Source organism: Delftia sp. WSY_12, assembly GCF_043104645.1.
Taxonomy (GTDB): domain Bacteria; phylum Pseudomonadota; class Gammaproteobacteria; order Burkholderiales; family Burkholderiaceae_C; genus Comamonas; species Comamonas tsuruhatensis.
In genome coordinates this window covers 167,104-181,054 of the sequence record NZ_JBICKW010000003.1, presented here as the reverse complement: position 1 = coordinate 181,054, position 13,951 = coordinate 167,104, and the positions used below count along the sequence as shown (strand labels likewise).

The window sequence follows — 13,951 nt, the reverse complement described above, 5'->3', positions numbered from 1 at the left end:
GCAGCAATGGATAGAAGCCGGCCGACATGGCCGCTCCCATCACAGGAGTCGGTCAGTCAGCCAGCAGCGTAGCCATTGCGGCGCGCTGTTTGTCACTGGTTGAACTGGCACTGTCCACGGAAGGACTCCTGAAAATGCGATCCCGCGATTGTGCCTTGCGAGCTGCCTCGGGTCAACCCTGATGTCGATGCGCCACGGGCCAGCCAGCCCTGCACGATCAGCAACTGCGCCGCGTAGTAGGTGGACAGCACGGCGGCTTGCGCCCCGTCGAAAGGCTGCACGAAGCGGTTGATGGCCAGCAGCGAGTCGCTGACCATGAAGAAGCAGGCGCCGATGGCCACGGTCCAGGCGGGCTGGCCGCCCAGGTGCCTGGCGCGGCCAAGGGCCTGCGCCGCCATCAGCGCAATGACCAGCACATAGGCGGCCACGGGCAGGCGCAGCGCGGCGGGCAGGCCGCCCTGCCAGAGCACGGCATACATGGCAACGCCCAGGGCCAGCGTGGCGGCCAGCGAGGGCCGGTGCGCAAACCAGGGCGCATCCTGGCGCAGCAGCACGATATAGGCCAGGTGGGCGAGCAGAAAGCTGGCCAGGCCCGGGATGAACAGATCGGGCAGCATCAGGAACACGTCGCCCGCCATCGAGGCCGCCAACGCCGCGGCCAGCCAGCAGGCGCCGCGCGCGGGTTTCGCCAGCGCCGAGAACGCCGCGCTGCCGCGCCACATCTGCATGACGGCGAACAGCGCAAAGACCATGGCCAGCGGCTTGAACAGCCAGTGCCAGTGCAGCATGTCCAGCACGCTGGTGGCGGTGGCCAGCGCGCCGGCCTCGATGGCCAGGGCCACCCACAGGCTGATGCGCCCCTGCATGGCCGCGCCCAGTGCCCACTGGCAGGCCAGCAGCACGCCAAACCACAGCGCATTGCGCGCCGTCGAGGACTGGTCGGCATGCCACAGGAACAGCGACACCCCGGCGATCAGCGCCACGAACTGCAGGCCCGCAAACCAGCGCAGGCTGCGCTGCATGTCGGGTGCGTAGAGCACGCGGTGCGCGTCCAGGTCGAAGGCCGGCCTGGGAAAGCGCTGCGCCACATCGGCGGGGCGCCATCCGGGCGGCTTGAGCCAGACGCGCAGCTTGTCGCCCCAGCGCCGCGCATGCCAGCTGTCATGGATGAGTTGCCGGTACACCACGGCGTTGGCCCACAGCGGATCCCAGCTTTGCAGCAGGCCGCGCGTGCCGTAGACGCAGGGCTCGCTGTCGTCCTCGGGCTTGAAGGTGCCGAACAGGCGGTCCCAGACGATGAGGATGCCGCCGTAGTTCCTGTCCAGGTAGCAGTCATTGACGGCGTGGTGCACGCGGTGGTTGCTGGGCGCGCAGAACCAGCGGTCGAACCAGCCCAGGCGCCGCACCTGCTCGGTATGGACCCAGAACTGGTAGAGCAGATCGATCAGGCCCACGATGGCAAACACCAGCGGCGGCACGCCGGCCAGCGCCATGGGAAGGTAGAACAGCCAGCCCAGCAGCGCGCCCGAGCTGGTCTGGCGCAGCGCCGTCGACAGGTTGTAGTCCTGGCTCTGGTGGTGCACGGCATGTGCGGCCCAGAGCACGGCCACCTCGTGGCCCATGCGGTGAAGCCAGTAGTAGCAGAAGTCGTAGAACAGCAGGGCCAGCAGCCAGCCGGGAATGCTGGTCCAGAAGGCATCGTTGCGCCACAGCGCCAGGTGCTCGAAGGCCAGCGTGTACAGGCCCACGCGCAGCAGCGTGGTGAAGACGGCGCTGGTCTGGCTGAGCATGCCCAGGCTGATGGAGCTGACGGCATCGGCCAGCCGGTAGGCATTGCGCCCGCGCCACAGGCTCACGCCCCATTCCAGCGCGATCAGCAGCAAAAAGGCAGGCGTGGCGAAGACAATGACTTGGCTGGGTGAGAGCATGGTCAGCCGATTCTGGGCATGGCGGCGGGGCAGCGCCTTAGGCGAGAACCCTAGGATACGGAATCACAAGGGTTGAAACGGATTGCAATAAATAGGGCTTCGTGGCAGGCGTGTGGCAGGAAAATTGCGCCCTATGGCAGAATCGCCCGCTTTCCACGCGCTGGCCGTCCCTGCCCTGCAGGCCATTGCCAGCCCGCACCGCCTTCGCCAGCATGCACCGCGCATGCCCACGCTCCATGCACCTGTCCCGACGCTCCCTGCTATCGGCTGCCGCCTCAGTGGCTGCGGCCCTTGCTGCTGCACCCGCCGCCCATGCCGCGCCGGGCGCGGGCAAGCCCTGGCCGGCAGCCGGGCCCATCACCCTGATCGTGCCCTTTGGCGCGGGCAGCGATGTGGACGCCACGGCGCGGCTGATCGCCGAAAAGCTGGGTGCGCGGCTGCGCCAGTCGGTGGTGGTGGACAACGTGCCGGCCTCTGGCGGCGTGCTGGGCGTGAGCAAGGTGGCGCGCTCGCATGCCGATGGCTACACGCTGCTGCTGGGCTTTGACGGGCCGGTGAGCATTGCGCAACTGGTGAACTCCTCCGTGCGCTATGACGCCGAGCGTGATCTGGCTCCCGTGGGCCTGACTTCGGTGGCGCCCATGGTGATCGTGGCCCGCCCTGGCCTGCCCGTGCACAACCTCAACGAGCTGATCAGCATGGCCCGCGCCCGGCCCGGCGCGCTGACCTATGCCACGCCGGGCGTGGGCACGGTGCTGCACCTGGCCATGGAGCGGCTGCAGGAGCGTGCCCGCATCCGCCTGGTCCATGTGCCCTATCGTGGCGTGGCACAGGTCACCAGCGAGGTCATGGGCGGCCAGGTCGATCTGGGCATTCTTATGACCACCGGCGCCACGCCGCTGGTGCAGCAGAAAAAGCTGGAAGGCGTGGGCGTGACCTCGGCACAGCGCATCGACGTGATTCCCGAGGTGATGAGCTTTGCGGAGGCTCCTGATTTGAAGGGCTTCGAGCTGGAAGCCTGGACCGGCCTGTTCGCCCCCGCCCGCACGCCCGAACCCGTGGTCAGCCGCCTGGCCGCCGAACTGGCCGAGGTGCTGAAGCTGCCCGAGGTCCGCAAGCGCCTGCAGGACAGCGGCGCCACGCCCGGCTCGGGCACGCCGGCCACGTTCGCCCAATTCCTGAAAAAGGAAAAGGCGAGCTACACGCAGATCGTCAAGTCCGCCAATATCCAGGTGGAATGAGGGACTGCGCTGCAGTGCGGGAGTTCAGCTGAAAACCTCGTCGCGCGCACCGCCTTCCAGGTGCTGCACATCGCCCCAGCCGACCAGGCCCAGGCCCTGGGGCGTCCACAGCAGGCGGTTGATGGCCGCGTTGCCCAGCGCCCAGGTGCGGGGTGCCTGCACTTCCTGGTGCGTGGCCAGGCGGTAGAGCACATCCATCACGCCGCCATGCGCCACGATCACGATCTGCTCGCCGGGATGGCCACTGGCCAGCCGGTTCACCGTGGCCGAGATGCGGTCGCGCAGCATCAGCAGCGACTCGCCGCCGCCAGCGGGCACGAACTCGGGATCGCGCTTGCGCCAGCGCAGCGCGTCCTCCGGGTGGGACGCCTCGATATCGTTGAAGGTCTGGCCCTCGAAGCTGCCGAAGCAGCGCTCGCGCAGGCCCTTGTCGGCCGTCAGCGTCGCCCCCGTGCTTGCGGCCACGGCCTCGGCCGTGGCATAGGCACGCAGAAGGTCGCTGCTGTAGATGGCGGCCACCGGCTCACCCGCCAGGGCCTTGCCGGCCTGGGCGGCCTGCCAAAGTCCCATGTCGTTCAGAGGAATGTCCAGATGGCCCTGGATGCGGGCGTCCACATTCCAGGCGGTTTCTCCGTGGCGGATGGCAATGATGCGCGTGGCTTGCATGAGGGGCTGGCGTGGGGTGCTGCAAAGAGGAGCAGGCATTGTCCCGCAAGCCAGGCAAGCCTGCATCGCGCGCCACCGTTGAAACTGGCGCGGCCCAACTCAGGGACGCCGAGCAAGAGCCGCCTCGCGGCGCAGCCGCTCAGGGGGTCAGATCAGCGATTTAGCGTTGTCCAGCACGAAGTCGCAGGCCTTTTCCTTGAGGTCGCCCTTGAGCTTGTCGATGCTGAAGCTCTTGCCGTTGGAGCCGGTGACCAGGCCGCCCAGGCCGTTCTGGAATCCCGTGTCCTTGGGCTCTTCCTGCTTTTGCATGCCCAGCTTGCCCAGCAACTGGTCCTTGACCTGGGCCGCCTTGTCGGCATTGAGGTAGTTGTTCTTCATGCAGTAGGAGATGACGCCTGCCGCATTGCCGGCCGTGGCCGAGGGGCTCAGGCCCAGGGCGGACAGCGCGCCCGCACCGCCTGCCCCCGCACCCAGCATGCCGCCAAGGCCGGAGCCGGCGCCTTCGCTGCTGGCGGCGGCCTTGTCACCGCCAAGGCCCGAGGCCTGGCGCAGCGAGTCGCCCAGGCCCGACGCCTGGGCAGGCAGGGCGCCCAGGCCCAGCATGGCGCACAGCAGTGCGCTGGCAATGGATGTCTTCATGGATGCTTCCTTTCCGCGGAAACCCGCAGGCTCGATACAGGGTCTGAAATTAGCACGCCGTGCGGCGCAGACCTGTGCCCGATTGCAAACCTTTGCCAGAGCGGGCCGTGTCGGTCTTTCGCGTTTTCACTAGCTGTCAAAGCCGTTGGCCTGTCCATGATGGCCGCACATCATTGGCGGGCCGCGGCGGCAGTCTTGTTATTTGGAAATGGCTTTTAAGTATAAAAATCAATTCAACAAGCTGAAAAAGTTATTTAAAGTGGGGCGCACCTATATGGCCAGCTTCTTGCGGCGCCCGGGCTGCTGCGTCGCATGGCCGCCGCCTTTCCAATCAATCCACAGGGGAGCAGACAAATGATCATGAAGATTCTGGGCAGTTCTTTGCTGGCCGCAGGCCTGTTGACCTCGGCCGCGCTGGCCCAGGCCGAGACCGTGCGCTGGGCGCGCGGCTCCGATCCGACTTCGCTGGACCCGCATGCCTTCAACGTGGGCACCAATTTCGTGCTGCTGCACCAGATCTACGAAACCCTGGTCATCCGCTCGGCCGACGGCAAGCTGGTGCCCACGCTGGCCACCTCGTGGAAGATGACCTCCGACCCGTCGGTCTGGGAGTTCAAGCTGCGCCCCAACGTCAAGTTCCATGACGGCACGCCGTTCACGGCGCGCGACGTGGTCTTCTCGCTGAACCGCGCCAAGGGCGAGAACGCCCAGGTCAAGTCCCTGCTGTCCTCGATGGAGGAGGCCAAGGCCGTTGACGATCTCACGGTGCAGGTGAAGACCAAGGGCCCGAACCTGATCTTCCCCGACAACCTGACCAATCTCTTCATCATGAGCGAGAAGTGGTCCAAGGCCAACGGCGCCGAGACCACGCAGGACACGGCCAGCAAGACCGAGAACGGCGCCACGCGCGCGGCCAACGGCACGGGCGCCTATGTGCTGGCCAGCCGCGAGGTCGATTCCCGGACGGTGATGAAGCTCAACCCCGACTATTGGGGCAAGGGCCAGTTCCCGCTGCAGGTGACCGAGCTGATCTACCTGCCCATCAAGTCCCCGGCCACGCGCGTGGCGGCCCTGCTGTCGGGCGAGGTGGACTTCGCCCAGGACATTCCCGCGCAGGACGTGGCGCGCCTGAAGCAGGACAAGCGCCTGCGCATCAATGAAGGCCCCGAGAACCGCTCCATCTTCCTGGGCCTGAACGTGGGTGCGGCCGAGCTCAAGAGCAGCAACGTCAAGGGCAAGAATCCGCTGGCCGATCCCAAGGTGCGCCAGGCCATCGAGCTGGCCATCGACCGCGATGCGATCAAGCGCTCGGTGATGCGCGGCCTGTCGATTCCCACGGGCGTGATCGCGCCGTCGTTCGTCAATGGCTACGACAAGGCCTTCGCGGCCTATCCCAAGGCGGATGCCGCCAAGGCCAAGCAACTGCTGGCCGAGGCGGGCTACCCCAACGGCTTCACCATCACGCTGAACACGCCCAACGACCGCTATGTGAACGACGAGGCCATCGCCACGGCGGTGGCCGGTTTCCTGGGCCGCATCGGCATCAAGACCGAAGTCTCGGCCCGGCCGATCGCCATGCACAGCGTCTCGCTGACCAAGGCGGACAGCGACTTCTACCTGTACGGCTGGGGCGTGCCCACCTACGACTCGGCCTACATCTTCGACTTCCTGGTGCACACGCGCGGCAAGGACAGCCGTGGCGCGCAGAACGCGACGCACTACAGCAATGCCGATGTGGATGCCAAGATCCTGTCCCTGTCCTCGGAGAGCGACAAGGCAAAGCGCGATGCCACCATCAAGAGCATCTGGGAGACCGTGCAAAAGGAGCGCTTCTACATTGCGCTGCATGACCAGGTGATCCACTTCGCGTCCGTGCCCCGGCTCAATGTGCCCGTGCACCCGGACAACGCGCTGCACTTCAAGTTCGTCAAGTTCGAGAAGAAGTAAGCGCCGATGCTGGTCCATCTGCTGCGCCGGCTGGGCCAGTCCGCCCTGGTCCTGCTGGCCGTCTCCTTTGTCTCGTTCATGGTGTTCCGCCATATCGGCGATCCCACGATCAGCCTGCTGGGCGAGGACGCGACGGTTGCCGAGCGCGAGGCGCTGACGGAAAGCCTGGGCTTCAACAAGCCCGTGCCGCTGCAGTACCTGGCTTACGTGGGCAAGGTGCTGCAGGGCGACCTGGGCATCTCCTACCGGCTCAAGCGCCCCGTGACCGAGATCATTGCCGAGCGCCTGCCCGCCACGCTGGAGCTGGCGATGACGGCGGCGCTGTTCGCCCTGGTCATCGGCGTGGCGCTGGGCGTGTACACGGCCATACGGCGCGAGGGATGGCTGAGCCGCTCGATCATGACGGTGTCGCTGGTGGGCGTGTCCCTGCCCACCTTCCTGATCGGCATCGCCCTGATCTACCTGTTTGCCGTGGAGCTGCGCTGGCTGCCGTCCTTCGGGCGCGGCGAGACGGTGAAGCTGGGCGGCTGGGAGACCGGGCTGCTGACGGCTTCGGGCTGGTCGGCGCTGATCCTGCCGGCCATCACGCTGGGCTTCTACAACATGACGCTGATCATGCGCCTGGTGCGCGCCGAGATGCTGGAGGTGCTGCGCGCCGACTACATGCGCTTCGGCCGTGCGCGCGGGCTGCGTGAGCGCGATCTGTACTTCGGCCATGCGCTGCGCAATACCCTGATTCCCGTGATCACCATTGCGGGCCTGCAGATCGGCTCGCTGATCGCCTTTGCCATCGTCACCGAGACCGTGTTCCAGTGGCCCGGCGTGGGCCTGCTGTTCATCTCCTCCATCCAGGGCGTGGACGTGCCGCTGATCGCCGCCTACCTGATGTTCATCGCGCTGCTGTACGTGGGCATCAACCTGCTCGTCGATTTCCTGTACGTGATCGTGGACCCCCGCTTGAGAAACCGATGACCGATTCCGCCAAACAAGCAATCCCTCCCACGGGCTGGCGCGCCAGCGACTCGCCGGTCAAGCGCGCGTTTGCACGCTCGCGCCTGGTGCAGGCGGCGGCGCTGGTGCTGGCGCTGATCGTGGCGGCCACGCTGCTGTCGCCCTGGCTGGCGTGGCAGAACCCCTTCGATCCGGCCAATCTGGACCTGATGGATGCCTTCACGCCGCCGGGCCAGGCGGGCACCAGCGGCACGCTGTACGCGCTGGGATCGGACGACCAGGGCCGCGATGTGTGGAGCGCCATCCTCTACGGGCTGCGCATGTCGGTGCTGGTGGGCGTGTCGGCCGTGGGGCTGTCCCTGCTGATCGGCGTGCCGCTGGGCCTGGTCTGCGGCTATGCGGGCGGCTGGTTCGACACGCTGATGATGCGCATCGCCGATGTACAGCTGACCTTTCCCGTGATCCTGGTGGCGCTGCTGGTCTTCGGCATCGCACGCGGCCTGCTGCCCGAGGGCTACCGCGACGACATGGCGGTCTTCGTGATCATCGTGGCCATCGGCCTGTCCGACTGGGTGCAGTACGCGCGCACCGTGCGCGGCGCGGTGATGGTGGAAAAGCACAAGGACTACGTGCTGGCGGCCCAGCTCATAGGCCGCAGCCGCGTGGCCATCCTGGTGCGCCACATCCTGCCCAACCTGCTGGCGCCCATCCTGGTGATCGCCACCATCAGCTTCGCGCATGCCATCGTGGCCGAGTCCACGCTGTCCTACCTGGGCGTAGGCCTGCCGCCCACCCAGCCTTCGCTGGGCACGCTGATCCGCATCGGCCAGGGCTTCCTGTTCTCGGGCGAGTGGTGGATATTGCTGTTCCCCTCGCTGGTGCTGCTGGCGCTGGCGCTGTCCGTCAACCTCGTCGGCGACTGGCTGCGCGACGCACTGAACCCCAAGCTGCAATGAGCACGACACAAGAATCCGGGCAGCCCCCTGCACAGCCTGCGGTGCTGAGCGTTCGCGGCCTGTCCGTCACCTTCGACACCTACAAGGGCCCCGTGCAGGTGCTGGACGATGTGAGCTTCGACATCGCGCCCGGCGAGATCCTGGGCGTGGTCGGCGAGTCGGGCGCGGGCAAGTCCATGACGGGCGCCGCCGTGATCGGCCTGATCGAGCCGCCGGGCCGCATCTCGGCCGGCACGGTGCAGCTGCGCGGCGAGCGCATCGACACGCTGCGCGGCGAGGACCTGCGGCGCATACGCGGCCGGCGCATAGGCTCCATCTTCCAGGACCCGCTGACCAGCCTGAACCCGGTCTATACCGTGGGCCGGCATCTGGTGGAGACCATCCGCACGCACCTGCCCGTCTCCGAGAAGGAGGCCGAGGCACGCGCGCTGGCCCTGCTCGAAGAGGTGGAGATCCCGCAGGCGCGCGAGCGCATGGCCCAGTATCCGCACCAGTTCTCGGGCGGCATGCGCCAGCGCGTGGCCATCGCCCTGGCGCTGTGCGCCGAGCCCGAACTCATCATTGCCGACGAGCCCACCACGGCGCTGGACGTGTCCGTGCAGGCGCAGATCATTGCCCTGCTGCGCCGCGTGTGCAAGGAGCGCGGCGCGGCCGCCATGCTGATCACGCACGACATGGGCGTCATCGCCGAGACGGCCGACCGCGTCATGGTCATGTACCAGGGCCGCGTGCTGGAAACCGGCCCCGTGCGCCAGGTGCTGGACGCGCCGCAGCAGCCCTACACCCAGGTGCTGATGGGCGCCATTCCCAGCGTGCACCACCGCGTGCAGCGCCTGCCCGTGCCCGATGTGGGCGGCGGCCCGGCCGCGCCCGCCGTGCCCTGGCAGCCCAGGGCCGGAGCGCAGGAGCCCGCGGCTGCCCTGCTGGAGGTCAGGGATCTGTGCAAGGAGTTCGACCTGTCCAGCGGCTGGCTGGCCCGGCTGCTGGCGCGCGAGGACAAAAAGATCCTCAAGGCCGTGGACGGCGTCGGCTTTTCGATCCGCAGGGGCTCCACCTTCGGCCTGGTCGGCGAGTCCGGTTCGGGCAAATCCACGGTGGCGCGCATGGTGGCCGGGCTGACGCCGCCCACCAGCGGCACCGTGCTGTTCGACGGCGTGGACAAGTGGAGCCCGGCCGCCCAGACCGTGGCCATGCGCCGGCGCTTCCAGATGATCTTCCAGGACCCGTATGCCAGCCTGAACCCGCGCTGGACCGTGCAGGAGCTGATTGCCGAACCCCTGCAGGTGCTGGCCCTGACGGCCGGCAAGGACGAGACGGCCGAGCGCGTGCAGGAGGCGCTGCGCCGCGTGCGCATGAAGCCCGACGATGCGCGCAAGTACCCGCACCAGTTCTCGGGCGGGCAGCGCCAGCGCATCGCCATTGCGCGCGCCCTGGCCAGCCGGCCCGAGTTCATCATCTGCGACGAACCCACCTCGGCGCTGGACGTCTCGGTCCAGGCCCAGGTGCTCAACCTCATGCGCGACCTGCAGGAGGAATTCGGCCTGACCTACCTGCTGATCAGCCACAACCTGGCCGTGATCCGCCACATGTGCGACGACATCGGCGTCATGCAGCGCGGCCGCCTGGTCGAGACCGGCGAGGCTGGCGCCGTGCTCGATGCGCCGCAGCATCCGTACACGCGCGCGCTGATGGCTGCCGTGCCTGATATGGAGCATGTGCACTGAGCAAAGTGCACTGTCATGGCCTGGCGTTCAGGTCGCGGCAACGACCCGCACGTCGAACCGGACCTGAAGCCAGTTCTTGATGGCGGCAAAGATCGCGGCAAGATTGTCCATGCTGGGGTTGCCTTTCGGCGAAAGCATGCGGTGCAGGCTCTTGCTCGGCTTGTGCGTGAGGTCGGCCAGCGTCTCGAATCCCACCGTTGCGTTGACGAGATCGCGCAGGACGAGGCGTGCCGTTTCTGGCTCACCGCTCAGAAAAAGAGTGGCCGCCTCATCAAGCAGCGCCTGTGCGAAAGCAGGGTCGCGCTCAATGCGCTGAATGACCGTTTGTTTGAAATCGCGGGTGAGCGTCATGGCTTCGTTCCTTTTTTGGCATTGGCCGAGGGGCGTTGCCTCTTGCGAGCCTTGTATTCGCTGTGCAGGGCCATGGCTTCGTCGATGGCCTTCTGCTGGCCCTTTTTCGTGCTGCCCCCGAACAGGATGATCAATCTTTCCCCGTCCTTGGCGAGATAGATGCGGTAGCCCGGGCCCCAGTCGATCTTGTATTCGCCAATACCCCGGAACCATTCGATATTGGAGGTGTTGCCCAACTCCATGCGGGCCATGGCGACGGCCACCTTGGCGGCCGCCTGGCCATCCAGCCCGTTGAACCATGTCTGGTACGCGCTGCTGCCGTCTTCGCGGATGTACTCCTGGAGCTGGATTCGCATGGATTGGATGGTAACTTATGAGTTACCAACGCTGCAAGGCGCTGTCCACATGACCTACAGCGTTCTCATGTTCCCAGGAACGAATGACAGCGATGGACCCAAAAAAGGCCTGCGGATGCAGGCCTTTGCTTCTGAGACACGATGGCTCACCGGGCGGGTGCTGGCGTGGCCGGTGCTGCCTGCGCTGCAGGCGCCGCCTGGGCCGGCGGCTGCGCCGGCGCGCCACCCTGCTGCACCGGCCCGATGGTGGTGCGCACCACGCGCGAGCCCTTGGGCGGGTTGGGGAAGCCGGTGAGCGCGGCGTCGAACAGGATGCCGAAGATGGCCGGGTCGTCGGTCCACACATCCTGGCGCTGGGCCGAGGTCTCGTAGACGATCTGCTGCGTGGTGGCGTTGCGCATCACGATGCTGACGGCGCGGTAGTACTCCAGCGGCGGGCCGTCGAACATGAAGCTGCCGCCGAAGCCCATGCCCCAGCCGCGCCCGTAGCCCACGCCCCAACCCCAGCGCGGGCCGCCCCAGCGGTCGTAGTAGGGCCAGGCGGCGTAGTCGCGCGCATAGCGTGCGTCGGCGCCGATCTGCACGATCAGGCTGGCCCGGGAGTCGTCGCGCTGCAGGCCCACGCGGCCCAGGGCCTGCTGGGCCTGGGATTCGATGGCAGCGAAATGCGTCTGCGCCTCGCGTTGCGAGGGCAGGACCTCCAGGCGGTAGGTGGGCGGCGCGGGCAGGGCGCCCAGCGTGGAATAGCTCTGGACGGTGCTCTGGACTTCGCGCACGCTGGCGCAGCCCGTAAGCAAGGCCGTGGCCACGATGGCCAGGACATGGATGCAGCGCAGCTTCATGGTGTACTCCTTGGTCGAAAAAAGGCCCGTTTGCACGGGCCTTGGTTGGAGTGGGGCGATTGTTATAGGTTCAGCCGTCAGGACGACAGTTGTACCACCTGCAGACCGGGCAGCGATGCGGACACTGGCATCTCTTCATGGTCGAAGGCCATGTCGCCGTTGGGGTCGGCAATGCCGGTGGCCTTGGCGTTCTTGAAGTCGTGCAGCTCGGGATCCATCATGTGCGTGGTCACGATGTGGCCCATGGCGCGGAACATGCTTTCCACGCGGCCCGGGAATTTCTTGTCCCACTCGCGCAGCAGCTCGCCCACGGCCACGCGCTGCAGGCCGTCCTGGCTGCCGCAGAGGTTGCAGGGGATGATGGGGAAGTTCTGGTACTGGGCCCAGCGCACGGTGTCCTTCTCGGGCACGTAGCACAGCGGGCGGATCACCACATGCTTGCCGTCGTCCGAGACCAGCTTCGGGGGCATGCCCTTCATGCGGCCGCCGTAGAACATGTTGAGCATCAGCGTCTGCACGATGTCGTCGCGGTGGTGGCCCAGGGCCACCTTGGTGCAGCCCAGCTCGTCGGCCACCTTGTACAGGATGGCGCGGCGCAGGCGCGAGCACAGGCCGCAGGTGGTCTTGCCCTCGGGCACGACGCGCTTGACCACGCTGTAGGTGTCCTGCGTTTCGATGTGGTAGTCCACGCCGATGCTCTTGAAGTACTCGGGCAGCACATGGTCGGGAAAACCGGGCTGCTTCTGGTCGAGGTTCACGGCCACCAGCTCGAATTTGACGGGCGCGCGCTTTTGCAGCTTGCGCAGCACGTCCAGCATCGTGTAGCTGTCCTTGCCGCCCGACATGCAGACCATGATCTTGTCGCCTTCCTCGATCATGTTGAAGTCGGTGATGGCGCGGCCTACTTCGCGGCACAGGCGCTTTTCCAGCTTGACCTGCTCGCGCTCGATCTTGATGCGGTTGCCGTTCGCGGTATTGGCTTGGGCATCCGCATCGGCGGCGGCGGTTTCGGGGGCGGCTTCTTCGGCCAGCCAGGGGTTGTCGGTCACTGCATTCATGGGGTTCACCATTGTCCGGTTTCTATGCGAATGGCCACTTCGCAGTCTTCAAAGATTTCCAGCTTGGCGATTTTCACGCGCACGCCCAGCACGCCGGGCAGCTGCATCAGGCGCTGGGCCAGCTTGCCGATCAGGCTCTCCAGCAGGTTGACGTGCTCGGCCGTGCATTCATCGATGATGATCTGGCGTACCTTGCGGTAGTCCAGCACATGCAGGATGTCGTCGTCGCGCGGCGCCAGCGGTTGGGTGCCCAGGCTCAGCTCGGCATCGACCTGGATGGGCTGGGGCATCTGTTTTTCGTGGGCGAGGATGCCCAGGTTGGCGTCGAAGCGCAAACCCGTGAGCGTCAGGATCTGTTGTCCGGTGGCGGAGTGCATGGGGAAAAGCCGTGGAGTGTTTGGGGTGGCGCGCGCAGGCGCCTACATCATGGAAAAGTCGCGCTCGAAGCGCTGCAGGTGCTGGCCGCCATCGACCAGCAAGGTGGTGCCGGTGATGGACTGGTTGTCCAGCGCAAAGCACACGGTGGCGGCCACGTCGGCCGCGCTGGACGAGCGGCCCAGCGGGCTGAGGCGGTGCAGCGACTCGAAGCGCTCCTGGCTCAGCATGTGGCTGGTCAGCGTCAGGCCCGGGGCCACGCCGACGACGCGCACGCGCGGTGCCAGCGCCAGCGCCAGCATGGTGCCGGCGGCCTCGAGAGCCGCCTTGGACAGCGTGTAGCTGAGGAAATCGGGGTTCTGGTTCCAGAGCTTCTGGTCCAGCATGTTGATCACGGCGCCGCTGGCATGCTCCTCGCCGGCCGCCACGCGGTCCTCGATATGGGCATGCAGCGCCTGGGCCAGCAGGATGGGCGCGCCGGTGTTGCTGCGCAGGTGGGCTTCCAGGGCCACGTAGCTGAAGCTGCCTGCATCGTCGTGCTCGAACAGCGAGGCGTTGTTGACCACGGCATCCAGGTGGCCGAAGTGCGCCACGGCGCGCGGCACCAGCGAGCGCACCGAATCCTCGTTGAAGAAATCGGCATCCAGGGCGGCGCTGTCGCCGGCCAGTTCAGCGCAGGCGGCGGCCGTCTCCAGCGCCTCGTCGTGCGAGTCGCGGTAGTGCACGGCCACTTGCCAGCCGGCGCTGGCAAGCGCGAGCGCGATGTCGCGCCCCAGGCGGCGGGCCGCGCCGGTCACCAAAACGGTGCGTGTTCGGGCAGGTGTGGACATTCGAGGACAATGTACGGATCGTGACGACAGAACCCTCAATTTTAACGGCCGCCCTGCAATCCCGTGTTGCGCAAGAGATTGCGTCCT

General features: G+C 66.7%; 14 protein-coding genes. 5 read left to right on the top strand and 9 right to left on the bottom strand.

Features of this window, described 5'->3' with window-relative positions; genetic code table 11:
* Positions 1–92 precede the first annotated feature (92 nt).
* Positions 93–1,928 carry a lysoplasmalogenase family protein gene (locus tag ACF8LI_RS01105; RefSeq protein ID WP_392411721.1) on the bottom strand — a complete coding sequence of 612 codons (1,836 nt, stop codon included), beginning with the start codon at positions 1,926–1,928 and terminating at the stop codon, positions 93–95.
* 236 nt (positions 1,929–2,164) lie between these two features.
* On the opposite strand from ACF8LI_RS01105, the gene ACF8LI_RS01100 reads away from it, so the two are divergent.
* A complete protein-coding gene (locus ACF8LI_RS01100; protein ID WP_392411719.1) occupies positions 2,165–3,169 on the top strand; it encodes a Bug family tripartite tricarboxylate transporter substrate binding protein in 1,005 nt (334 codons plus the stop codon).
* A gap of 24 nt (positions 3,170–3,193) precedes the next feature.
* On the opposite strand, the gene ACF8LI_RS01095 is transcribed toward ACF8LI_RS01100, so the two are convergent.
* Together ACF8LI_RS01095 and ACF8LI_RS01090 are read right to left on the bottom strand one after the other, a co-directional pair.
* Positions 3,194–3,835: a histidine phosphatase family protein gene (locus ACF8LI_RS01095; RefSeq protein ID WP_016446525.1), complete on the bottom strand. Its 642-nt coding sequence runs from the start codon at positions 3,833–3,835 to the stop codon at positions 3,194–3,196.
* A gap of 147 nt (positions 3,836–3,982) precedes the next feature.
* Positions 3,983–4,474 carry a DUF2501 domain-containing protein gene (locus ACF8LI_RS01090; protein WP_016446524.1) on the bottom strand — a complete coding sequence of 164 codons (492 nt, stop codon included), beginning with the start codon at positions 4,472–4,474 and terminating at the stop codon, positions 3,983–3,985.
* A gap of 354 nt (positions 4,475–4,828) precedes the next feature.
* Here ACF8LI_RS01090 and ACF8LI_RS01085 point away from each other — a divergent pair, with 354 nt between their 5' ends.
* From ACF8LI_RS01085 to ACF8LI_RS01070, 4 genes are read left to right on the top strand one after another with little or no spacing between them, the layout of a single operon-like run.
* Positions 4,829–6,421 (top strand): ABC transporter substrate-binding protein, encoded by a 1,593-nt coding sequence (locus tag ACF8LI_RS01085; protein WP_046238591.1) that lies wholly within the window; start codon positions 4,829–4,831, stop codon positions 6,419–6,421.
* A 6-nt stretch (positions 6,422–6,427) separates the two neighbouring features.
* Positions 6,428–7,393 (top strand): ABC transporter permease, encoded by a 966-nt coding sequence (locus tag ACF8LI_RS01080; RefSeq protein WP_016446522.1) that lies wholly within the window; start codon positions 6,428–6,430, stop codon positions 7,391–7,393.
* Positions 7,390–8,328, top strand: a complete 939-nt coding sequence (locus ACF8LI_RS01075) for an ABC transporter permease (RefSeq protein WP_012203172.1) — start codon at positions 7,390–7,392, stop codon at positions 8,326–8,328. The genes ACF8LI_RS01080 and ACF8LI_RS01075 overlap by 4 nt, the downstream gene beginning before the upstream one ends.
* The gene (locus tag ACF8LI_RS01070; RefSeq protein WP_392411715.1) at positions 8,325–10,052 is read left to right on the top strand and encodes a dipeptide ABC transporter ATP-binding protein; all 1,728 of its coding nucleotides are present in this window, start codon (positions 8,325–8,327) and stop codon (positions 10,050–10,052) included. Before ACF8LI_RS01075 ends, ACF8LI_RS01070 begins: the two co-directional genes overlap by 4 nt.
* A 27-nt stretch (positions 10,053–10,079) precedes the next feature.
* Here the strand turns inward: ACF8LI_RS01070 and ACF8LI_RS01065 are convergent, their stop codons facing one another.
* The 6 genes from ACF8LI_RS01065 to ACF8LI_RS01040 form a co-directional block, all read right to left on the bottom strand.
* Positions 10,080–10,403 (bottom strand): DNA-binding protein, encoded by a 324-nt coding sequence (locus tag ACF8LI_RS01065; protein ID WP_012203174.1) that lies wholly within the window; start codon positions 10,401–10,403, stop codon positions 10,080–10,082.
* The gene (locus ACF8LI_RS01060) at positions 10,400–10,759 is read right to left on the bottom strand and encodes a type II toxin-antitoxin system RelE/ParE family toxin (RefSeq protein ID WP_392411713.1); all 360 of its coding nucleotides are present in this window, start codon (positions 10,757–10,759) and stop codon (positions 10,400–10,402) included. Before ACF8LI_RS01060 ends, ACF8LI_RS01065 begins: the two co-directional genes overlap by 4 nt.
* Before the next feature lie 146 nt (positions 10,760–10,905).
* On the bottom strand, positions 10,906–11,601 hold the full coding sequence (locus tag ACF8LI_RS01055) for a DUF4136 domain-containing protein (RefSeq protein WP_013804283.1): 696 nt from the start codon (positions 11,599–11,601) through the stop codon (positions 10,906–10,908).
* Between the two features lie 77 nt (positions 11,602–11,678).
* The gene (gene ttcA, locus ACF8LI_RS01050; protein WP_043825704.1) at positions 11,679–12,671 is read right to left on the bottom strand and encodes a tRNA 2-thiocytidine(32) synthetase TtcA; all 993 of its coding nucleotides are present in this window, start codon (positions 12,669–12,671) and stop codon (positions 11,679–11,681) included.
* Positions 12,665–13,036 (bottom strand): dihydroneopterin aldolase, encoded by a 372-nt coding sequence (locus ACF8LI_RS01045; protein WP_013804281.1) that lies wholly within the window; start codon positions 13,034–13,036, stop codon positions 12,665–12,667. The genes ttcA and ACF8LI_RS01045 overlap by 7 nt, the downstream gene beginning before the upstream one ends.
* A 42-nt stretch (positions 13,037–13,078) precedes the next feature.
* Positions 13,079–13,864 (bottom strand): SDR family oxidoreductase, encoded by a 786-nt coding sequence (locus tag ACF8LI_RS01040; RefSeq protein WP_012203180.1) that lies wholly within the window; start codon positions 13,862–13,864, stop codon positions 13,079–13,081.
* Positions 13,865–13,951 lie beyond the last annotated feature (87 nt).